General features: G+C 64.3%; 16 protein-coding genes and 1 pseudogene. 8 read left to right on the forward strand and 9 right to left on the reverse strand.

Translation table 11 applies throughout. The annotated features are described in order from the left end of the window. Positions 1–149 precede the first annotated feature (149 nt). The 5 genes from FXV83_RS37545 to FXV83_RS37565 form a co-directional block, all read right to left on the reverse strand. The gene (locus FXV83_RS37545; protein ID WP_187436443.1) at positions 150–1,883 is read right to left on the reverse strand and encodes an adenylate/guanylate cyclase domain-containing protein; all 1,734 of its coding nucleotides are present in this window, start codon (positions 1,881–1,883) and stop codon (positions 150–152) included. A 313-nt stretch (positions 1,884–2,196) separates the two neighbouring features. Then, a complete protein-coding gene (locus FXV83_RS37550; protein ID WP_148744817.1) occupies positions 2,197–3,510 on the reverse strand; it encodes an NAD(P)H-dependent oxidoreductase in 1,314 nt (437 codons plus the stop codon). Positions 3,511–3,678: 168 nt separating this feature from the next. Continuing rightward, the gene (locus FXV83_RS37555) at positions 3,679–4,479 is read right to left on the reverse strand and encodes a phytanoyl-CoA dioxygenase family protein (protein WP_148744819.1); all 801 of its coding nucleotides are present in this window, start codon (positions 4,477–4,479) and stop codon (positions 3,679–3,681) included. Positions 4,480–4,642: 163 nt separating this feature from the next. Next, complete coding sequence (locus FXV83_RS37560; RefSeq protein ID WP_148744821.1) at positions 4,643–5,320, reverse strand: GntR family transcriptional regulator; 678 nt, start codon at positions 5,318–5,320, stop codon at positions 4,643–4,645. A gap of 188 nt (positions 5,321–5,508) precedes the next feature. Then, positions 5,509–6,366 (reverse strand): sigma-70 family RNA polymerase sigma factor, encoded by an 858-nt coding sequence (locus tag FXV83_RS37565; RefSeq protein ID WP_148744823.1) that lies wholly within the window; start codon positions 6,364–6,366, stop codon positions 5,509–5,511. Between the two features lie 102 nt (positions 6,367–6,468). On the opposite strand from FXV83_RS37565, the gene FXV83_RS37570 reads away from it, so the two are divergent. Further along, on the forward strand, positions 6,469–6,924 hold the full coding sequence (locus FXV83_RS37570; RefSeq protein ID WP_148744845.1) for a carboxymuconolactone decarboxylase family protein: 456 nt from the start codon (positions 6,469–6,471) through the stop codon (positions 6,922–6,924). 46 nt (positions 6,925–6,970) lie between these two features. Here FXV83_RS37570 and FXV83_RS37575 read toward each other — a convergent pair. Beyond that, positions 6,971–7,781: pseudogene (locus tag FXV83_RS37575) on the reverse strand (alpha/beta fold hydrolase). Between the two features lie 2 nt (positions 7,782–7,783). Further along, positions 7,784–8,602 carry an alpha/beta fold hydrolase gene (locus FXV83_RS37580; protein WP_148744825.1) on the reverse strand — a complete coding sequence of 273 codons (819 nt, stop codon included), beginning with the start codon at positions 8,600–8,602 and terminating at the stop codon, positions 7,784–7,786. 140 nt (positions 8,603–8,742) lie between these two features. On the opposite strand from FXV83_RS37580, the gene FXV83_RS37585 reads away from it, so the two are divergent. After that, on the forward strand, positions 8,743–9,285 hold the full coding sequence (locus tag FXV83_RS37585; protein ID WP_148744827.1) for a methylated-DNA--[protein]-cysteine S-methyltransferase: 543 nt from the start codon (positions 8,743–8,745) through the stop codon (positions 9,283–9,285). A gap of 57 nt (positions 9,286–9,342) precedes the next feature. On the opposite strand, the gene FXV83_RS37590 is transcribed toward FXV83_RS37585, so the two are convergent. Beyond that, positions 9,343–10,887, reverse strand: a complete 1,545-nt coding sequence (locus FXV83_RS37590) for an acyl-CoA synthetase (RefSeq protein WP_148744829.1) — start codon at positions 10,885–10,887, stop codon at positions 9,343–9,345. Between the two features lie 185 nt (positions 10,888–11,072). Further along, entirely contained in the window at positions 11,073–12,245 is a 1,173-nt protein-coding gene (locus FXV83_RS37595; protein ID WP_148744831.1) for an acetyl-CoA C-acetyltransferase, read from the reverse strand. Positions 12,246–12,456: 211 nt separating this feature from the next. Between FXV83_RS37595 and FXV83_RS37600 the strand changes: the two genes are divergently transcribed. The 6 genes from FXV83_RS37600 (at position 12,457) to FXV83_RS37625 (ending at position 20,116) form a co-directional block, all read left to right on the forward strand. Next, positions 12,457–13,059: a TetR family transcriptional regulator gene (locus FXV83_RS37600; RefSeq protein WP_148744833.1), complete on the forward strand. Its 603-nt coding sequence runs from the start codon at positions 12,457–12,459 to the stop codon at positions 13,057–13,059. Between the two features lie 64 nt (positions 13,060–13,123). Beyond that, the gene (locus FXV83_RS37605) at positions 13,124–13,882 is read left to right on the forward strand and encodes an SDR family NAD(P)-dependent oxidoreductase (RefSeq protein WP_148744835.1); all 759 of its coding nucleotides are present in this window, start codon (positions 13,124–13,126) and stop codon (positions 13,880–13,882) included. Positions 13,883–14,208: 326 nt separating this feature from the next. Then, positions 14,209–16,080: an AMP-binding protein gene (locus FXV83_RS37610; RefSeq protein WP_148744837.1), complete on the forward strand. Its 1,872-nt coding sequence runs from the start codon at positions 14,209–14,211 to the stop codon at positions 16,078–16,080. Positions 16,081–16,226: 146 nt separating this feature from the next. Then, a complete protein-coding gene (locus FXV83_RS37615) occupies positions 16,227–17,354 on the forward strand; it encodes an acyl-CoA dehydrogenase family protein (protein WP_148744839.1) in 1,128 nt (375 codons plus the stop codon). Between the two features lie 146 nt (positions 17,355–17,500). Further along, complete coding sequence (locus FXV83_RS37620) at positions 17,501–18,748, forward strand: acyl-CoA dehydrogenase (protein WP_148744841.1); 1,248 nt, start codon at positions 17,501–17,503, stop codon at positions 18,746–18,748. A 123-nt stretch (positions 18,749–18,871) separates the two neighbouring features. Further along, complete coding sequence (locus tag FXV83_RS37625; protein WP_148744843.1) at positions 18,872–20,116, forward strand: acyl-CoA dehydrogenase; 1,245 nt, start codon at positions 18,872–18,874, stop codon at positions 20,114–20,116. Positions 20,117–20,161: the final 45 nt, after the last annotated feature.

Genomic DNA, 20,161 nt, shown 5'->3' on the forward strand with positions numbered 1-20,161 from the left:
TCCCTACCGCGAAAGTCGCCAAGGTTCCGGCCAAATCGACGCGAATGACCCGGGGGCGGACGTTCCTAATCCAAACAGGCGTCGTGCGGGGGGAGCGTAGAACAGGCCGCTCTAAGCTAACGCCAAATGGACCGGCGTTCCATGTAGCCTCACCCCTTCCACCCCGCCTTACGCAAACCTTCAATGAGGTGAGCGTGGTCTTCTGGCCGAAACCACGGAGCTCTGTTGCGGACATACATGTCTAATGCCCCCGGTGCGCGCGAGACGGCCTTTTCCAGTTCTTCCTTCGCTTCCACTGTGCGGCCAAGCTGGCCCAGCGCGGCCGCGGACCAGCGGTAGATCATCGGAAAATTGGGATACGACCGGATTAGGCGTTTTGCGGCCTCGATTGAAGCCTCGTATTCGCCACAGAAATATAAACCGCACGCAATGTGCAACAAGCGGACTGCCAGATAGGGGTCGCGGGGATCGAGCCTGATGCACACGTTGAGAGACGTGACCCCCTCCTTAGGCCGTCCGGCAAAGATCAGCGTCGCGCCTCGATGACCATGCGCGATCGCCAGATTTGGACTCATGGAGAGAGCTCGCTCGATCTCCGCCAACGCATCGTCGGCCTCGCCGCGTGCTTGCAAGGCCCAGCCAAGGCACGAACGGGCTTCGGCATCGGCACCATCGAGCGCGACCGCCCGGCGGGCCAACGCCTCCGCCGAGAGTTGCGCGTCTCGCAGGCCAATCTTCTGGTAGAGCGCGGCCGCTTGCAGCTGGCACAGAGCGAGCGCGCTGTAGCTGCCGCTGAAGGTCGGGTCGAGATCGATCGCCTGTCCGAAGAATTTCTCTGCGCTCTCATCGTCCTCTGGGATCGCTTTGCTCAGATGCCACAGGCCGCGCTGATAGGCTGCCCAGGCATCAAGGCTGCCCGGCGGCCTGCGCATGGCGCGTCGGAGCTCGGCGTCTGCAATGGCGGGGGCGAGCGCAGTCGTCAGCGCTTGGGTAAGCTCATCCTGCACGGCGAAAATATCCGCGAGATCGCGGTCGTAGCGCTCGGCCCACACATGATTGCTGGTCGCCGCCTCTATGAGCTGCGCGGTCACGCGGATACGGCTGCCGGCCTTGCGCACGCTACCTTCAAGCACGTAGCGGACGCCGAGCTCGCGCCCGACCTGTCTCACATCAACCGCTCGCCCTTTGTAAGTGAACGACGAGTTGCGCGCGATGACGAACAATGAGGGATAGCGCGATAGCGCCGTGATCACATCTTCGGCTATACCGTCGGAGACGAATTCCTGCTCGGGGTCGCCGCTCATATTGGTCAGCGGCAGCACGGCGACAGACGGCTTGTCAGGCAACGCGAGCGCCGGAATCTCGCGTTTAGGCGTCGCAGTCCGCGGGCCCGGGTCGATGATGATGCGGTAAACGTGGACAGGCCGGGCAATGTTCTTCAGAGTTTGCTCACCCGCTTCCTCAACATCGAACGGCACCTTGTCGCGCGCGTGATTGAAGACAGTCTGAGAGATACAGATGCCGCCGGGTTCGGCGATGCTCTCGAGCCGGGCCGCAATGTTGACGCCGTCTCCAAAGATGTCATGGGCTTCGACGATGATGTCACCGATATTGAGCCCCACACGGAAGAGAATGCGCCTGTCTTCCGCGTCGTCGCAGCTAAGTTCGTTGATGCGGGACTGGAACTGCATGGCAGCCCGCACCGCTTCGACCGCACTTGGAAACTCAGCCAAAAACCCGTCGCCGGTGTTCTTCACGATGCGGCCGCCGTGCTGCGCAATTGCGGGCTCGACACCTCCGGCGAGGAGTGCCGTCAGCTTGGCGTGTGTAGCCTCTTCGTCATTGTGCATGAGCCGAGAATAGCCAGCCACGTCGGCGGCCAAGATCGCTGATAATCTACGCTCGACTCGGCCCCGCTCTTGCACCATGGCCCGCACCAGGCCCGCCAACCCATCATACTCTACGACGGATCAGAGCGCTGCGCCAAACGCGCTTTGACGGTTTCGGTCATGCGCTAAGTTGAAACGTCAACTGTGCTGACCCGGGGTGCGCCTGAATAGAGATCGAATGCGGGCCGCCAATGTCGCCTTTTGGCCCTTAGCTGACCTGAGGCGATGCCCAGCTTGAGTCCGCAAAGCATCGGCTAACGGACATCGCTCAAGCCGTGGCAACGAATCTCGACTACGAGTAGGCCGCCTAACCTTCCTTCGCGAACGTCGCCTCCATCGCCCTGCGCGTCTTCACCGTCTCGTTGTTGGGGTCGAACTCAACATCGCTCCAGCGCACGATCTCGCCGTGGGCTACGTCGTGCTTCAACTTGACCCGGTGCGCAAGGCCGATCGGCAGCGCGCCAGCCTTGAGGCTCGCCGCCGCCGGCACCAGCTTGCCCCATACCGTGTAGCCGCCTTCGCCGTCCAGCACCTCGCCGGCGCGCAAAGGCCGCTTGGCCACGGCCGCGACGTCGCCGCGGAAGCCCGTCGCCTGGCCGGTCGGCTCGCCCCGCAGCGCCGCCGACAGGATCGAGATGTTCAGCTCGAGCCCGATCAGATGATAGGGCTTGTACATTGCGGCGAAGCGTCCGCTGGCGTCGGTCTTGAGGCCATATTGCCTGAAGCAATCGGCGGCATAGTCGTTCGGCGCCTCCAGCACGACATAGACGCCCCAGCGCAAATCCCGAAACACCGGCCGCCCGTCGCGCTCGAGCGAGGAGACGACCTCCACCACGCCGGACCGCTCCAGCACGCCGCCGCGCGAGCGCGGCCGCACGATGTGTGGCAGATCGTCGACGCCGCAGGGCGGAAACAACAATCCCTCCGTGGGCACGTCGAGCCCGCAGGCATTGGCGATCGCGGCCATCTCGATCGCCGATTTGGTGCCGTCGAGGAAGGAGTTGAACATCTGCGGATTCATCCCGGCCGACTGCGCTTCGCCTGCGGTCAGGCCGTAATGCTGCCAGACGCCATCCGGCGTCACGTCGTGATAGGCCGGCAGATATTTCGTCCCCTTGCCGGCGGCGACGACGTGAAAACCGGTGGCGCGGGCCCAGTCGACCATCTCCGCCGTCAGCGCCGGCTGGTCGCCATAGGCGAGCGAATAGACCACGCCGGCCTTGCGCGCCTCCTCGGCCAGCAGCGGACCCGCCAGCACGTCGGCCTCGACATTGACCATCACGATATGCTTGCCCGCCGCGATCGCCGCGCGCGCGTGGCGGATGCCGACGGCGGGATTGCCGGTCGCCTCCACCACGACGTCCATCGCGCCGCCGGCAATGGCGCGTGCGCCATCATCGGTGAAGGTGGTCGCGGCAATGCGTGCCGCATCCCAGCCAACGGTGCGGCAGGCCTCGCGCGCTCGGTCGCGGTCGATGTCGATGATGATGGGCACCTCCAGCCCCGGTGTGTGCGGCACCTGCGCCAGAAACATCGAGCCGAATTTGCCGGCGCCGATCAGCGCGACACGGACAGGCTTGCCGGCAGAGACGCGGGCCTGGAGGAGGCGGTGGAGGTTCATGGGGATGTTTCCGGTGATACAGAAATTCGTGAGACGCGTGTCTCTATCCAATTCGTCATGGCCGGGCTTGACCCGGCCATCCACGTCTTACTGCTAGCGGTCGTGTCGAGACGTGGATGCCCGGGACAAGCCCGGGCATGACGGCCGAGGTGTTGCGCGAATCGTACCTTACTCCGCAGCCTGCCGCGGCGCACGTGCGAGCCGCAGCAGCGCGTCGTCGTCCACCGTCCTGATCGGCGCAAAATCGCGATGCGCGATGTAGTCTGGCCGCGTGGGCTTGCGGATGTAGTTCGAGACGGCGTTCAGGGTCAGGTACACGATCTTGCGCGGATAGGGCGTGATGTTGCCGGCCGAGCCATGTACGAGGTTGCCGTGGAACATCAGCATGCCGCCCGGCTTGCCGGTCGGCGCGACGATGCCGCCCTGCTCGACCAGCCGCGTCACCGTCGCCTCATCCAGCGTCCACAGCGGATAGGAGGTCGTCGCAAGGTCATGCGAGGCTTCCAGATCGCCGGCGTTCTGGCTGCGCGGCACCAGCATCAGCGGGCCGTTGATCGGCATCACCTCGTCGAGGAAGATCGCGATGTTCATGGCGCGCGGCTCCGGCATGCCGTCGTCGCGCTTCCAGGTGCCGTAATCCTGGTGCCATTGCCAGACGTCGCCGGTGAAGGCGGATTTCGCGTTGATCTTGAACTGGTGCATGTAGACCGGCTCGCCGAACAGCTGCTCGACCGGCTCGATCATGCGCGGATGCGCGCCGAGAAGACGGAATGCCTCGTTGTAGAGATGCGCGGCAAACGCCGTGCGCGGCGCGCCGCTCTTCTCGCGCCAAACCTCGGGCCGGTTGGCGTCGTAGATGCCGACCGCCTCGCGCGCCAGCAAGTCGACCTCCTCCGGGCTGAACAGCTCGGGCAGAAACAGCCAGCCCTCGCGCTCGAAGAACTCCAATTGCTCCTGGGACAGTTTCATGGGTCGTCCTCCTTGGTTGTTTTTCTTGTCATTCCGGGGCACGCGATGCGTGAACTATGATGCGCAATTGCGCATCTGAGAATCCATTCATCCACCAACTCTGCCGGCCGATGGATTCCGGGCTCAATGCTGCGCATCGCCCCGGAATGACGGCGTTGAACGGCTACGCCGCCACCCCTTCGCTCGTCCTCAATCTCTCCTCCGTCATCCGTCCCGCCGTCTGCGCATGCGCGAGCGCAGCGCGCTCGGCAGCCTTGGCGTCGCCTGCGAGAATGTGCCCGGCGATGTCAGCATGCTCGGCCCAGGCGCTGCCGCGATAGTCGAGTTCGGACAGCACGGTGGCCATCGAGCGGCGCATGTGCGGCCATTGCGGCGCGATCGTCTCCTCGATCACGGGATTGCCGGCGAGCTGATAGATCGCGCGGTGAAAGTCGACGTCGAGCGCAATGAGCTCGGCAAGCGGCGTCTTGCCGTCGGTCCGGCGTCCGGCGGCGAGCGCTGCACCCAGCCGTGCGCGTCCCGCCGCGTCGCTTGCCGCGCGCTCCGCGGCGAGCCGGGCCGCCAGCGCGTCGATCGCGCCGCGCACCTCATAGAGCTGGCGGATGCGCGAGGGATCGAGCTGGGTGACTTCAAAGCCGCGCCGGCCGCTCTCGGCGACCAGACCCTGCCGGTGCAGCAGATGCAGCGCATGTGACACCGGCTGGCGTGACACGCCGAGCTTGTCGGCGAGTTCGTTCTGCCGGATGCGCTGGCCGGGCTGCAGCGTGCGGTCGGAGATCGCCTCCAGGATCCGTGCATAGACCTGGTCGATCAGGTTCGGGAACGGGTCGAGAGGGATCACGCCGGAAGCTCCAACAGCTCATGCAATGGAATACGGAATTCCGTGTTCAAACTTACGGCGGGAGGCCGAGAGCGTCAAGCGTTCCGGCCCGCTGCACCGGTCGCCGTTTGGCTGCCGCTAAGCTATTGATACTACTTGGCCCGGCTACTGTGCATGGGGTTGTTTTCGAGAAAAAGTGCTTCCCTGTCTCAGGGCTCCAGCACCTCCAGCGCGAGGGCCGCGATCTGCTCCGCATCCGCCATCGCCTTGATCCCGGCGATCCGGTCGCCGCTGAAGCTGACGCGCAGCGCAATCCGCAGATGGCCGCCCAAGATAACAGCGATACCCATCTCACCGTCGACCAGCGCCGGCCGTGCGGTCTGCGCGCGGCCTTTGTAGATCTGCGCAACGGCATCGGCGCCGCGGACTTCCGGCAGCGAGCCGAGCCGGACTGCGGCCTGATCGGCGCGGAACACCACGTCGGGATCGAGCACCGCAAGCAGGCCCTCGAAATTGCCTTCCCGTGAGGCGGCGAGGAAGGCATCGACGATCTTCCGCTGCCGCGACAGATCCGTCTCCGGCACCGGCGCGCCTTGCACGCGACGCCGTGCGCGGCTCGCAAGCTGGCGCGAGGCGTCGACCGAGCGGCCGACGATCGGCGCGATCTCCTCGAATGGAACGGCGAACATGTCGTGCAGCACGAAGGCGAGCCGCTCCGCCGGCTGCAGCGTTTCGAGCACGACGAGCAGTGCTGCGCCGACGGAATCTGCCATCTCCGCCTCGCGCTCCCGCGCCTCGACGACGGGCTCCGGCACGTGCGGGCCCATCGGGTCTTCCCGGCGCGATTTTTGTGCGCGCAGCATATCGAGACAGATGCGCGCGACCACCGTGGTCAGCCAGCCCCTGAGATTGGCGACATCGGACCTGTCGCTGCGGCTGAGCCGTAGCCAGGCCTCCTGCACGGCGTCATCGACCTCGCCGCGCGATCCCAGCATCCGGTAGGCGACGCTGCGCAAATGCTGCCGATTGGCCTCGAACTGCTGGCCGAGAAAATTTTCTTCCGTCATCGGTCACATTCCCTGATCGCGATCCGTCACCCCCATGACGACGCCAATCCGGCCGATGTGACCGGAACCGTCGACAATTCCTAAACGGAGACGAAGAAAATGATGCACGCTCGTATGAACCATCCGGTCATGGTTCTGCCCGAAGCCATGAGCGTCCTGCAAGCCCTGGGTAACCTGACCAAGCAAGGGCTGCCGGAAAAGCTGCTGGAACTGGTGCACCTGCGCGCCAGCCAGATCAACGGCTGCAGTGTCTGTGTCGACATGCATCCCAAGATCGCCCGCAAGCTAGGTGAGACCGACGAGCGCCTCTTCGCCGTGTCCGCCTGGCGCGATGCGCCCTATTTCACCGACGCCGAGCGCGCCGCGCTGGCGCTGACCGAAAGCGTTACCCGTCTCGCCGATCGCGAAGATCCGGTGCCGGATGCGATCTGGAACGAGGCGGCCAAGCATTTCGACGAGCGCGAGCTCGCAACCCTGATCCTCTCGATCGCGACGATCAACGTCTGGAACCGGCTCAACGCCACGATCAAGATGCCGGTCGGCGTGTGGAAGGTGTGAGCGCGGCACTTTCTTTCCCTCTCCAGTCATGGAGAGGGAAAGAGGGCTACTCCGCCAAAAACGCGTTCACCGCCTCGCCAAACTCCAGTGGCGCTTGCTCGAACATCCAGTGGCCGGCATTGGCAATGATCGCCGTCTTCGTCCCGGCGATGTGCTCGGCCAGCACGCGCCAGATTAGCGACAGGCTGCCGGTGGTCGCACCGCCGCCGATCAGCAGCGTCGGCGTCCTGATCGCCTGCGCATCCGCAAGCGTGTAGGGCCTGCGCTGCTCGTTGATCTGACCGAGGAAGGTGATGGCGTTGTCACGCAATTGCTGTTTTGCCGCCGCTGGTACCCGACGCCAGGAACCGTCGCCCTCGATGCCTTCGTAGAAGTTCTGCAGCGCGCTTTCGATGTCGCCGGCGCGGATCATCTCGACCGATCGCGCCGTGCGCGGCCAGCGGTGGATGCGCAGGCGTGCCGGCCGGCAGCGGCAGGCTGACATCGAGATCGCCTCCGGGCTCGGCCAGCACCAGCTTTCGCACCAGATCGGGCCGCGCCTGCGCCACCCGAAACGCGATGTGGCCGCCGCGTGAATGTCCCATCAGATCGACCGGAGCGGGCTCGACCTGCGCGATGAAGGCGATCACATCGGCGACGTGCTGTGCCATCCTGTAATCGTCGCCGATGGCATCCCAATGCTCGGGAAAGAAATGCCGCAGGCTCACCGAGATCACGCGATGCGCCTTCGACAGCGGGCCGAGCACCGAGTACCAGGTGCGGAAGTCGCCGAGCGTGCCGTGCACGCAGATCAGCGGCGGGCCTTCTCCGACTTCGAGATAGGCCATGTCGTAACCGTTGACGCGAAATGTCTGCATGATCAGCCCGCCAGAAAGTCCAGGACCACTTCGGAGTATTTTTGCGGCGCCTGCTCGAACATCGGATGCGTCGCATTCGGGATGATCGCCGTCTTCGCATACGGGACGTGCGCGGCGAGCGCATGCAGCACCTTCGGCAGCAGGCCCTTGGTCCGCGCCCCCAGGACGAACAGCGTCGGCATTTTGATCGCCTCCGCATCCGCCTTCGAGAACGGCGGGCGGTTATCGCGGACCTGGCCGATCAGCGTGAAGGCATTGTCACGCAAATTCTGCTTCACCATCGCCGGCAGTCGCGGCCAGGTGCCGGGTCCCTCCAGCGTGTCCACGAACACCGCGAGGCCGCCGTCGACATCGCCCGCCGCGATCTTCTCGGCTGAGGCCGTGAAGCGCGCCAGCAGCGGCGAGGGCCCGCCGGTATAATCCGGATCGAGACTCGCGTCGAGCTCGCCTCCGGGCTCGGCGAGGATCAACCGCCGCAGCAGCTCCGGCCGCGCTTGTGCCGCGCGAAAGCAGATGTGCCCGCCGCGCGAATGGCCCATCAGATCGACCGGACCCAGATCGAGCTTCTCGATGAAGGCGATGATGTCGTCGACGTGCTGGCTGATCGAATAGGTGTCGCCGACGCCGTCCCACTGCTCGGGAAAGAAGTGCCTCAGGCTGACGCAGATCAGCCGGTGCCTTTGTGTCAGCGGCCCGAGCACGCAGCCCCAGACGCGGAAGTCGGACAGCGAGCCGTGGACGCAGACCAGCGGCGGCCCGCCCCTGTCGTCGCCCACGTCGAGATAGGGCATGTCGTAACCGTTGACGTGGAGGCTTTGCATTCTTGGCTCACCAGAAAGGGGGCGGAACTCCTGTGCAAGATTCCCGGAAACCGGGTGGATCGCAACTATTTCCAAGCCTAGATTTGGCACCAAATCACACTGGGGGCGTGCAACGAGGACGAGAAGCCAGGAACCACAACATGACCGACCAGCATTTCACCCTGTTTGAGACCAGGATCGGCCTATGTGCCATCGCGTGGGGGCCGCGTGGCATCAACGGCGTGCAATTGCCGATGGGCGGCGAGCAGAAGATCCGTACCCGCATCAGTCAGCGCTATGCCGATGCCAGCGAGGCCGAGCCGACGGCCGAGGTGCAGCAGGCGATCGACCGCATCGTCAAACTGCTCGCGGGCGAGCCGGATGACCTCACCGACATTCCACTCGATCTCGACGGCGTGCCCGACTTCAACCGCGGCGTCTACGAGATCGCCCGCACCATTCCGCCCGGCAAGACCGTCACCTACGGCGACATCGCCAAGCGCCTCGGCGGGGTCGAGCTGTCACGCGATGTCGGTCAGGCGCTCGGGCACAACCCGTGCCCGATCGTCGTGCCCTGCCATCGCGTGTTGGCGGCCGGCAACAAGCCCGGCGGGTTTTCGGCGAATGGCGGCGTAGTGACGAAATTGAAGATGCTCGAGATCGAAGGCGCGCTGGTGAACCATACGCCGAGCTTGTTTGATTGAGGCCCACCGTCATGGGTGGGACAAGCCCGGTCATGATGAAGCACGAGAGCGCAACCGCTAGATCTTAGCCGCCGTCTTCGGCCAGTAGCGATCGCGCAAATGGCGCTTCACCAGCTTGCCGGTCGGCGTGCGCGGCAGTTCGGCCTCGAAATCGACCGAGCGCGGGCACTTGATCGCGGAGAGGCGCGCCTTGCAGTAGGCGATCAGGTCGGCCTCGAGCTCCTTGCCGGCGCGCTTGGGATCGTGCGGCTGCACCACCGCCTTGACCTCTTCGCCCATTTCCTCGTTCGGCACGCCAAACACCGCGACGTCGGCGACCTCGGGGTGGGTGATCAGCACGTCCTCAGTCTCCTGCGGATAGATGTTCACCCCGCCCGAGATGATCATGTAGGACTTGCGGTCGGTGAGAAACAGGAAGCCGTCCGTGTCGAGATAGCCGACATCGCCGAGCGTCGACCAGCCCTTGGCATTGTACGCCTTCTTCGTCTTCTCGGGATCGTTGTGATAGGTGAAGGCCGGCGCGTCGGCGAAATAGACCGTGCCGATTTCGCCGACCGGCTGCTCGTCGTCGTTCTCGTCCAGAATCTTGATCTTGCCGACCACGGCGCGGCCGACGCTGCCGCGATGCTCCAGCCATTCTTTCGAATTGCAAACGGTGACGCCGTTGCCTTCCGAGCCGGCATAATACTCGATCAGGATCGGTCCCCACCATTCGATCATCTTTGCTTTGACGTCGACCGGGCAGGGCGCGGCGGCATGGATCGCGCCTTTCAGTGTCGAGACGTTGTAGCGGTTGCGGACCTCGTCCGGCAGCTTGAGCATGCGCACGAACATGGTCGGCACCAGCTGCGACTGCGTCACCTTGTGCTTCTCGACCAGCTTCAAAAACTCTTCGGCGTCAAAATGCTCCATGATGATGGAGGTGCCGCCGAGCACGATCGCCATCATGTTGAAGCGCAACGGCGCCGCGTGATAGAGTGGCGCCGGCGAGAGGTAGATTGTGTCGGCGTTCATGCCGCACATATTGGCGCAGAGCACGCGCAAGAACGCGTTCGGCTCGGCGATCGGCTTGCCCTCGAACGCCTTCTTGATGCCTTTCGGGCGGCCGGTCGTGCCTGACGAATACAGCATGTCGTAGCCGGCGACTTCGCCCGCGATTGGCGTCGTCGGCTGCGCGGCCGCTTCCTCGTCGTAGGAGCGGAAGCCGGGCAGCGGCTCGTCCATCATGTAGAAGATCGGCTCGCCGGCGGCGCCTTTGATCAGGCCCTTGATCTGATCGGCGCATTTCGGTGTTGTGATCACGACCTTGGCGCCGCAATCGGCGATGATGTACTCGATCTCGTCCTGCTTCAGATAGCGACTGATCGCGGTGTAATAGAGCCCGCTGCGTTGCGCCGCCCAGCAGATCTCCATGAAAGCGAGGCGGTTCTCCATCAGCAGCGCGATGTGGTCGCCGGCCTTCAAGTCGAGCGAGCGGAACAGGTTTGCGCCCTGGTTCGAGAGCTCGTCGAGCTCGCGATAGGTGATCGCCTTGCCGGTGCCGGCCATCTGGTAGGCGATCTTGTCCGGCGTGGTACGGGCATGGATGGAGGGGTGGGTCATAGGTAAAGGTCCCAAAACAAGTGTCATCCCGGCGAAAGCCGGGATCCATAACCACAGGCCTCGGTTGTTGAGACAAGATGGAGCTCCAGCGCAGCACAACCACAGCCTCCTGTGATTATGGCTCCCGGATCGGCGCGCGCTTGAGGCGCGCTTGTCCGGGACGACACCATCTGCGTGGAAGAAGTCTACAGCCGCTCCACGATCGTCACATTCGCCATGCCACCGCCTTCGCACATGGTCTGCAGGCCATAGCGCTTGCCGCGCTGGTGCAGCGCGTGGACCAGCGTCGTCATCAGCTTGGTGCCGGAGCCGCCGAGGGGATGGCCGAGCGCGATGGCGCCGCCGTTGACGTTGAGACGTTCCGGATCGGCGCCGGTGCTCTTGAGCCACGCGGTTGGCACCGAGGCGAAGGCCTCGTTGACCTCGAACAGGTCGATGTCATCGATCGTCATGCCGGCCTTCTCAAGCGCGCGCTTGGTGGCGTGCAGCGGGGCGTCGAGCATGATCACGGGATCGCCGCCCATCATGGTCATGTGATGCACGCGCGCCAAGGGCTTGACGCCAAGCTGCTTCAGGCCGCGCTCGTTCACCACCAGGACGCCTGAGGCGCCGTCGCAGATCTGGCTGGCGCTGGCCGCGGAGAGCTTGCCGTTCTCGGCAATCAGCTTGACGCCCTTGATACCGTCGAGTGTGGCGTCGAAGCGGATGCCCTCGTCGATGTGATGGGTATCCTTGGAGCCGTCGGCGCGGGTGATCTCCAGCGGCACGATCTCCTTGTTGAAGTGGCCGGCCTGGGTCGCCGCGATCGCGCGCTGGTGGCTGTTGTAGGAATACTCGTCGAGCTCATTCTTCGAGAGGCCGTATTTCTCGGCCATCATCTCGGCGCCGGTGAACTGGCTGAACACGATGTTGGGATAGCGCTGCTCGATGCCCGGGCTCTTGTAGTTGCCGAAGCCGTTCTTGGCCGGGAGCTGCGACGACAGGCCCATCGGCACGCGCGTCATCGATTCCACGCCGGCGGCGATCACCACGTCCATCGCGCCCGACATCACGGCTTGCGCTGCAAAGTGCAGCGCCTGCTGCGAGGAACCGCACTGGCGGTCAATCGAGGTGCCCGGCACGCTCTCCGGCAGCTTCGAAGCCATGATGGCGTTGCGCGCGACGTTGTTGGACTGCTCGCCGACCTGCATGACGCAGCCCATGATCACGTCCTCGACCAGGGCCGGATCGACCTTGGTGCGGTCGACCAGCTCGTTCAGCACCTTTGCGGCGAGATCTGCCGGATGCCAGCCGGCGAGGCGGCCCCCCTTGCGCCCGCCGGCGGTACGCGCAGCGGCGACGATGTAAGCCTCGGCCATGTCGGTTTCTCCCTGGATTGTTCTGAATGGGTTGGTTGTCGGGGCGGATTTAAGGGGTGGCCGATGATTTAGTCAATCGATCAATTAACTCTTGTGATGAGGCGCTGCTTGGGCTTATCTGCGGCCCGCGCGTGCGGCCAGAACAGGGATCTCCGTGACTACCAGCGTACCGAACAGGCTCCCCAGCGGGAAGAATTCCACGGCAGAGAAATTGCTCGTGGCCGCGAGCGAGCTGATGATCGAGCGCTCGTCGATCGAGATTTCGCTGAGCGACATCGCCCAGAAGTCCGGCGCCAATGCCGCGCTGGTCAAATATCACTTCGGCAACAAGGACGGCCTGCTGCTGGCGCTGCTCGCGCGGGATGCCGCGACCGAGCTGTCCAATCTCGAATATCTGCTGGCGCAGCCGATCACGTCGACCGCGAAGCTGAAGCTGCATATCGGCGGCATCATCCGCGCCTATCACCGGTTTCCCTACATGAACCGGCTGATCCATTATCTGCTGCACGAGAGCGTTGCGGATTCAGCCGACGAAGTCTCGAAATTCTTCGTGGCGCCGCTGCTCGATTTTCATCGCCGGCTGCTCGCCGAAGGTGTCAGCCACGGCGAGTTTCGCCAAACCGATCCGGTGCTGTTCTACACCAGCCTGATCGGCGCCTGCGATCATCTGTTCTTCGGCCGGCATGCGATGTCTCGCGCGACCGGCGTCGGCCCGGTCACCGACGAAGTCTGCCGGCAATATATCAAGCACATGGAAACGCTGATCTGCGGCGGCATCCTCACGAGAGCCGAGGAAGCTGCCGCGGCCGGATGATGCGGCCGAAACTCAAGTCCAGAGAAGAAACGCCCAAGGAAAAGGTAGAGGAAAGGTATAAGCAATGCAGTTGAAAGATGTTGCCGTTCTCATCACCGGCGGTGGGTCGGGCCTCGGAGCCGCGACCGCCCGCGCTATGGCCGCGAAGGGCGCCAGGATCGGCGTGATCGACCAGAGCAAGGAAAACGCCGAGAAGGTTGCGGCCGAAGTGAAGGGCGTCGCCCTCCATGCCGACGTCACCGACGAGGACGGCATCAAGGCTGCCATCGCCAAGGCGGAAGCCGCCCATGGCGTTGCGCGCGTACTGATGAACTGCGCCGGCATCGGCGGCTCGCAGCGCATCGTCGGCAAGGACGGCGTTTATCCGCTGGCGAAGTTTGCCCGCATCATCAACGTCAATTTGATCGGCACCTTTAACTGCCTGCGGCTGTTCGCGGAGCGCCTCGTTACCGCAGAGCCCATTGGTGAAGAGCGCGGCGTCGTCATCAATACGGCGTCGGTCGCTGCTTACGAAGGCCAGATCGGTCAGATCGCCTATTCGGCGTCGAAGGGCGGCGTCGTCGGCTTGACCCTGCCGGCAGCCCGCGACCTCGCGAGCCAAAAAATTCGCGTCAATACCATCGCGCCCGGCCTGTTCCTGACGCCGCTGCTGATGGGCCTGAACGAAGAGGCCCGCCAGAGCCTCGGTGCCCAGGTGCCGCATCCCGCGCGCCTCGGCGATGCCTCCGAATACGGCTCGCTCGCCGTGCACATTGTCGAGAACCCGATGCTCAACGGCGAAACCATCCGCCTCGACGGCGCTATTCGCATGGCGCCAAGGTAGGCGATGCTCTCGTCCCTTCTCCCCTTGTGGGAGAAGGTGGCGCGAAGCGCCGGATGAGGGTTCTCTCCGCGATCTCAACTGTGGAGGCAGACCCCTCACACCAGCGAGCATGCTGCAGCGACATACATGCCCCCTCCCACAAGGGGAGAGGGCGCAATAATCGCCACCTAAAAGCGCGGATGCGCGAGGCTGGCATGTCCCAACCGCTGCTGATCGTGCACGGCTACGGCGTCGGCCGGGTCTTCCTCGATAGGCGAAAGCCTGTCTATATCAGGCGCTGAATGAGAAATGATCCGCAAAGGACGAGTAATTCCGGGAGGCGCAAAATGAGTGGGAGCGCGATGGCCGTGACGACGAAGCCCGCCTTTCGCAAGGTGGAGTGGCTGGCGCGCGACATCGACGTCGAACGCGGCGACGACGGCACGGTGGTGCTGAAGTCGCGCATTCCCTTGCAGCCCTACGAGAAGCACATCCCGGCCTCGCTGGCGAAATGGGCGAGGGAAGCGCCGGAGCGCACCTGGCTCGCGCAGCGTGGCGGCGCTGATCGCGCGTGGCGAAAGGTCTCCTACGGTGAAGCCAAGCACACCGTGGATGCGCTGACGCAGGGCCTGCTTGATCTCGGGCTCGATGGCCGCCCGGTCGCGATCCTCTCCGGCAACTCGATCGAGCACGCGCTGATGACGCAGGCCGCGATGCAGGCGCGCGCGCCGGCGGCGCCGGTGTCGCCGGCTTACTCCTTGATGAGCCACGATCACGTCAAGCTGAAGTACCTGTTCGACCTGATCAAGCCGGCCGTGGTGATGGTGCAGGACGGCCCGACCTTCGAGAAGGCGCTGAAGGCGCTCGATCTCACCGGCGTCACCGTCGTTCACGTCGTGCGCCCCTGCGACGGCATCAACAGCGTCAGCTTTGCCGAACTCGCCGCGACGCCGGTGACCGCTGACGTCGACGCCTCGATCGCGAAGATCACGCCCAAGACCGTCGGCAAGCTGCTGTTCACCTCCGGCTCGACCGGCATGCCAAAAGCCGTCATCAATACGCAGGAGATGATGTGCGCCAATGCGGCGATGATGATGCAGGTGCGGCCGCGCACGCCCGGCGGCCCGCTCTCGACCATGCTGGACTGGATGCCATGGAACCACACCATGGGCGGCAACGCGGCCTTCCATCCGATCCTGGTTGATGGCGGCACCCTCTATATCGACGATGGCCGCCCGATGCCGGGCCAGTTCGAAGAGACGTTGCGCAATCTTCGCGAAGTCTCGCCGACCTATTACGCAAACGTGCCCGCTGGCTATGCCGCGCTGGCAGCGGCCATGGAGAAGGACGATGCGCTGTGCCGTTCCTTCTTCAAAAATCTCTCGATCATGGCCTATGGCGGCGCGCGGCTGCCGGACGATCTCTACGACCGCATGCAGGCCCTCGCCGTGAAGACCACGGGCGAACGCATCGTGTTCTACACCGGCTGGGGTTCCACCGAGACCGCGCCGACCTCGACCGGCACCTATTGGGACACCGAGCGGGTCGGCCTGATCGGCCTGCCGTTCCCCGGCGTGGAATTGAAGATGGTGCCGTGCGGATCGAAATACGAGCTGCGGCTGCGCGGGGTCAACGTCACGCCCGGCTATTTCGGCCAGCCTGATCTGACCAGGAAGATGTTCGATGAGAAAGGTTTTTACTGCATCGGCGATGCCGGAGTCTTTGTCGACGATGCCGATCCGGTGCAGGGCATCATTTTCGCCGGCCGCGTGGTGGAGGACTTCAAGCTCACCACCGGCACCTTTGTCCATGTCGGCTCGCTGCGCACCGATGCGATCGCCGCCGCCACGCCCGTGGTGCATGACGCGCTGGTCGCGGGGCAGGATCGTTCCTTCATCGGCCTGCTGGCCTGGCCGAACCTGCACGCCTGCCGCCAGCTTGTCGGCAATCCCAACCTGAGTTTCGAGGACGCCGTCAAGCACCCCGAGGTGATCGCCTGCTTCAGGCGCGGACTGGAAGCTCATAACAAGGAATGCGAAGGCGCGAGCAGCCGCATCATCGCCCGCGCCATGCTGATGGCCGAGCCGCCCTCGATCGACGGCAACGAGCTCACCGACAAGGGCTACATCAACCAGCGCGCCGGTATCGAGCGCCGCGCCGCGCTGGTGGAGCGCCTTTATGCGGACGAGCCGGACCATGACGTGATCGTGCTGCGATGAGCGCGCAACTCTCACCTCGTCATTCCGGGATGGCCCGCAGGGCCAGGCCCGGAATCCATCAGGCCGCATACGCGTGGCGAAATGGGTTCCGGGCTCGCGCGCCCCGGAATGACGGCATCAATTAACGACAACGAGTAAGAGGCGCCATGAACTTCGATTTCTCCGACGACCAGAAGCAGCTCCGCGATCAGGCCCGCAAATTCCTCACTGAAAAATGCTCGCCCAAGGCGGTGCGCGTCGTGCTCGACGGCAAGGCGCCCTATGACAAGGAGCTCTGGAAGGGCCTCGCCGAGATGGGTTTTCTCGGTGTTGCGATTCCCGAAGAGTTCGGCGGCGCGGGCGCGGGCCATCTCGAGCTTTGCGTGATCGCCGAGGAAATGGGCCGCGCCAATGCAGCGGTGCCGTTCTCCTCGACCGTCTATCTGGCAGCCGAAGCGCTGCTGATCGCCGGTAGTGACGCGCAGAAGAAGAAGTGGCTGCCCGCAATCGCCTCGGGCGAGGCGATCGGGACGCTGGCGCTGTTCGAGGGCAAGGGCAATCCGTCGCCGAAGAACATCAAGCTCGCCGCTTCGAACGGAGTGCTCAGCGGCGTTAAGAAGCCGGTCGCCGATGGCGCGATCGCGAACTTCGCGGTGGTTGCCGCGCGCACGGGGACGGGCGGACGGGACAGCGATATCTCGCTGTTCCTTGTCGATCTCAAAGCCGGTGGCGTCGAGGTGAAAAGCCTGACCAATCTCGACCCGACCCGCGGCCAGGCCGAGCTGACTTTCAAGGATTGCAAGGCCGAGCCGCTGGGCGCGGCCGGCGAAGGCTGGAGCATCCTCACGCAGGTGCTCGACCGTGCCGCGGTGCTCTGCGCCTTCGAGCAGGTCGGCGGCGCCGACCGCGCGCTGGAGATGGGCCGCGATTACGCGCTCGATCGCATTGCCTTCGGCCGGCAGATCGGCTCGTTCCAGGCGGTCAAGCACATGCTCGCGGACATGTACGTGTCGGCGACGCTGGCGCGCTCCAACAGCTATTATGGCGCCTGGGCGCTCTCGACCAACGCGGCCGAATTGCCGGAAGCCGCAGCCGCCGCGCGCATCAGCGCGACGCAGGCGTTCCAGCACTGCGCCAAGAACAATATCCAGGTCCATGGCGGCATGGGCTTCACCTGGGAGTTCGACTGCCACATGTACTACCGCCGTGCCAACGCGATGGCGCTCGGGCTCGGCAGCCTGTCCTATTGGGAAGACCAGTTGATCGATCGGATGCGCAAGAAGAACGCGGCATAATGATAGATGCGTAGGGTGGGTTAGCCCCGCGGATGCGCGAAGCGTAATCCGAGAGGCGTAACCCACCATCGGGCCGCAACAACGCTCCAGAGAAGTGGTGGGTTACGCCTTCGGCTAACCCACCCTACGAAGACACGAGAAGAGCCATGAACTTCGACGATACCCCGCAAGAAGCCGAATTCCGCGCCAACGCCCGCGCCTGGATCGCGGCGAACGCGCCGAGGCAGTATGAGGACGAGCTGCGCAAATCCTCGCTCGGCCGCACGCAGCTCAAGAACGCCAATATTCTGGAGGTCGCAAAGGCCTGGCAGAAAAAGAAAGCCGATGCCGGCTGGGCCTGCCTGCACTGGCCCAAGGACTATGGCGGCCGCGGTGCCTCGCCGATCGAGCGCGTGATCTGGCAGCAGGAGGAGGGCCCGTTCGGCAAGCTCTCCGGCATGTTCATCATTGGTCATGGCATGTGCGGGCCGACCATGATGGCCTTCGCGCGCGAGGAACATAAGCGCACCTATCTGCCGCCGCTCGCCTCCGGCGAAAAGGTCTGGTGCCAGCTGTTCTCCGAGCCCGCCGGCGGCTCCGACGTCGCGGGCCTGCGCACGCGCGCCGAGAAGGACGGTGACGACTGGGTCATCAACGGGCAGAAGATCTGGACGTCGGGCGCGCATTATTCCGACTACGGGATCCTCTTGACCCGTACCGATCCCAACGTGCCCAAGCACAAGGGCCTCACCATGTTCTTCCTCGACATGAAGAGCCCCGGCGTCGAGGTGCGGCCGATCAAGCAGGCGAGCGGCGCCTCCGACTTCAACGAGGTCTATTTCACCAACGTTCGCATTCCCGATCACCATCGCCTCGGCGAGGTCAATGACGGCTGGAACGTCTCGCTGACCACGCTGATGAACGAACGCATGTCGATCGGCGCGGGCGTCCCGACCGGCTTTCCGGAACTGTTCGACTATTGCTCCAGCCTGATGCTGGACGACGGTCCCGCGATCGAGAATCGCGCGGTGCGTTCGAAGCTTGCGAACTGGGCGGTGAAGGCGAGCGGGCTGCGATACACCAGCATGCGCGCGATCTCGGCGCTGTCGAAGGGCGAGCGGCCGGGACCGGAGAATTCCATCGGCAAGCTGGTGGCTGGCTCGATGATCCAGGACGTCGCGACCTACGCGCTCGATCTCCAAGGCGCCGTCGGCGTGGTCAGCGGTCCCGAAGATGCCGAAGTCGCCGGCCGCTTCCAGGCGATGCTGCTCCGCGCGCCGGGCACCCGAGTCGAAGGCGGCACCGACGAGATCATGCGCAACATCATCGCCGAACGGGTGCTGGGCCTGCCCGGCGATATCCGGGTCGACAAGGACGTGCCGTTCAACAAGATCTCGACGAAGGGAAGAAGTTAGAATCGTAGGGTGGGCAAAGGCGCGTAGCGCCGTGCCCACCAATTCTGTCGAGCACGAGGGAAGGCGGTGGGCATGCTTCGCTTTGCCCACCCTACGCACCGAGCAAGCATTGAGAGGTCCGTCATGAATTTCGACGATACGCCGCAGGAAGCCGCATTCCGCGAGACCGCGCGCAAATGGATCGATGCCAACGCGCCGAAGGAGCTTTTGGCGGAGCTGTCAAAATCCTCGCTCGGCCGCATCCGGCTCGCCAATCACGATATCGTCGATGTCGGCAAGGCCTGGCAGAAGAAGAAGGCCGAAGGTGGTTGGGCCTGCCTGCACTGGCCGAAGGAATATGGCGGCCGCAGCGCCACCCCGATCGAGCGCGTGATCTGGCAGCAGGAGGAGGGTGTCTACGGCAAGCTGACGCAGCCGTTCCAGATCGGCGAGGGCATGTGCGGTCCGACCGTCATGGCCTGGGGCAGCGAGGATGCCAAGCGGCGCCATCTGCCGAAGCTCGCCTCCGGCGAGGAGATCTGGTGCCAGCTGTTTTCCGAACCGTCCGCCGGCTCCGACGTCGCAGGGCTTCGCACGCGGGCGGAGAAGAAGGGCGAGAACTGGATCGTCAACGGCCAGAAGATATGGACCTCGGGTGCGCATTATTCCGACTACGGTTTGCTGATCGCGCGTACCGATCCTAACGTGCCCAAGCACAAGGGCCTCACCATGTTCTTCCTGGACATGAAAAGCCCGGGCGTAGAGGTGCGCCCGATCAAGCAGGCCAACGGCATGCAGGAGTTCAACGAGGTCTATTTCACCGACGTCGTGATTCCGGACGGCCAGCGCCTCGGCGCCGTCGGCGAGGGCTGGAGTGTTTCGCTGACCACGTTGATGAACGAGCGCATGTCGATCGGTTCGAGGCTGGCGACCGGCGTCCCCGAGCTGTTCGAGTTCTGCTCCAATCTGATGCTGGAGGGCGGGCTCGCCATCGACGATCCCGCCGTGCGCTCGAAACTTGCGAGCTGGGCCGTGAAGTCGAGCGGGTTGAAATACACCAGCTACCGCGCGATCTCGTCGCTGTCCAAGGGCGAGCAACCGGGCCCGGAAAACTCCATCGGCAAGCTGGTGTCGGGCATGATGCTCCAGGACATCGCCACCTATGCCATGGACCTCCAGGGCGCGGCCGGCGTTCTCACGGGCACCGGCGAGGAGACCGTGCAGGGCCAATTCCAGCAGATGCTGCTGTCCTCGCCCTCGATGCGCATCGCCGGCGGCACCGATGAGATCTTGCGCAATATCATCGCCGAGCGCGTGCTCGGTCTGCCCGGAGACATCCGCGTCGACAAGGACGTACCGTTCAACAAGATCCCGACCAAGGGGCGGTGAAGACTAAGGGACGGTGAAGAAAGGACTGTAGGGTGGGTTAGTACT

It is taken from the genome of Bradyrhizobium hipponense (assembly GCF_008123965.1).
Classification (GTDB): Bacteria; Pseudomonadota; Alphaproteobacteria; order Rhizobiales; family Xanthobacteraceae; genus Bradyrhizobium; species Bradyrhizobium hipponense.

Coding starts and splice junctions, on each gene's coding strand:
- FXV83_RS37550 (WP_148744817.1), bottom strand. CDS start 3,510: ATGAACCTCCACCGCCTCCTCCAGGCCCGCGTCTCTGCCGGCAAGCCT.
- FXV83_RS37555 (WP_148744819.1), bottom strand. CDS start 4,479: ATGAAACTGTCCCAGGAGCAATTGGAGTTCTTCGAGCGCGAGGGCTGG.
- FXV83_RS37565 (WP_148744823.1), bottom strand. CDS start 6,366: ATGACGGAAGAAAATTTTCTCGGCCAGCAGTTCGAGGCCAATCGGCAG.
- FXV83_RS37570 (WP_148744845.1), top strand. CDS start 6,469: ATGCACGCTCGTATGAACCATCCGGTCATGGTTCTGCCCGAAGCCATG.
- FXV83_RS37580 (WP_148744825.1), bottom strand. CDS start 8,602: ATGCAAAGCCTCCACGTCAACGGTTACGACATGCCCTATCTCGACGTG.
- FXV83_RS37585 (WP_148744827.1), top strand. CDS start 8,743: ATGACCGACCAGCATTTCACCCTGTTTGAGACCAGGATCGGCCTATGT.
- FXV83_RS37590 (WP_148744829.1), bottom strand. CDS start 10,887: ATGACCCACCCCTCCATCCATGCCCGTACCACGCCGGACAAGATCGCC.
- FXV83_RS37595 (WP_148744831.1), bottom strand. CDS start 12,245: ATGGCCGAGGCTTACATCGTCGCCGCTGCGCGTACCGCCGGCGGGCGC.
- FXV83_RS37605 (WP_148744835.1), top strand. CDS start 13,124: ATGCAGTTGAAAGATGTTGCCGTTCTCATCACCGGCGGTGGGTCGGGC.
- FXV83_RS37610 (WP_148744837.1), top strand. CDS start 14,209: ATGAGTGGGAGCGCGATGGCCGTGACGACGAAGCCCGCCTTTCGCAAG.
- FXV83_RS37615 (WP_148744839.1), top strand. CDS start 16,227: ATGAACTTCGATTTCTCCGACGACCAGAAGCAGCTCCGCGATCAGGCC.
- FXV83_RS37620 (WP_148744841.1), top strand. CDS start 17,501: ATGAACTTCGACGATACCCCGCAAGAAGCCGAATTCCGCGCCAACGCC.
- FXV83_RS37625 (WP_148744843.1), top strand. CDS start 18,872: ATGAATTTCGACGATACGCCGCAGGAAGCCGCATTCCGCGAGACCGCG.